General features: G+C 39.5%; 1 protein-coding gene. It reads left to right on the forward strand.

Features of this window, described 5'->3' with window-relative positions; all coding sequences use genetic code 11:
• Positions 1–41: 41 nt before the first annotated feature.
• A partial coding sequence (locus C3B52_RS35580; protein WP_103111008.1) for a hypothetical protein occupies positions 42–1,101 on the forward strand: 1,060 nt, incomplete at its 3' end.

Raw genomic sequence — 1,101 nt, forward strand, 5'->3', positions numbered from 1 at the left:
GAAATGACTTGTAAAATAGTATCGGAAAGGGGGTGAGATACATGAAATTTAATGCTGCTATTAGTAACATTAAACAAGTCAATCCACTCTTTTCCGAATGTAACATTAAAGTACTTTATGCAGGCGCTAATAGAAATAAATCATTTATTTCCAAGCAATCAGTTGACCGTGCTTTGCCTACGATTTACAACATTCCGATTGTGGGCGAGTTCCTTGAGAAGAAAGAAGACTTTGGTACTCATGGCGGTAAGGTAGAGATAACGGACCAAGAAATTAAGTTCGTTCAAACCACTAAGCCATATGGTGTTGTACCTGAATCTGCAACAATCTATTGGCAGCCTATTGCTGAGAAAGATGGAGTAGTAAATGAATACTTAATCATTGAAGGTGCTTACCTTTGGACTGGAAGATATTCAGAAGCTTCAAAAGTAATAAGCAATAGCAAAGGCCAAAGTATGGAGATCGAGATTATCAAAGGCGATTTCAACAAGGATAAGCTGTTTGTAGTTGAGGATTTTGTATTTAGTGCGCTTTGCATATTAGGCGATGATGTTGAGCCATGTTTTGAGTCAGCTGATATTACAGCGTCTAACTTCAGCAAAGACGATTTTAAACATGAGTTCACTACTATGTTGAAAGAATTGAAGATGTCATTATCTACTGATGATGATGTTCAGAAATATAGTGAGGAAGGTGAGAGTGTGAATTTGTTACTTGAACTTCTGGAGAAATATTCTTTCACAGAAGAGATGATAGCAGAGAAAGGCGTTAATCTTTCTGAGATTACCGCTGAAGATTTGGAAGCAAAGCTTATTGAGTACACAGCGGAAACTGGGATTCAAGAAGATAGTGCTGAACAGGATGTAGCGGAAGAAGCAACCGAATTCACTGAAAAGGGTGAAGAAGTCGCTGAGGAATTCACTGAAGGTGAGGTTGCCGCCGAGACAGCAGATGAGGTGCAGGATGATGTTGCGGCTGATGAAGTGGAGCAACCAATTGAGGATTTTACTTCTCAAATCGCTGAGCTTCAAGAAACAGTGAGCGGTCTGATTCAGGAAAATAAAGCCCTTCAAGAAGAGCGCGATCAGTTATTTGCTTTCA

The organism is Brevibacillus reuszeri (assembly GCF_002897295.1).
Lineage (GTDB): Bacteria > Bacillota > Bacilli > Brevibacillales > Brevibacillaceae > Brevibacillus > Brevibacillus reuszeri_A.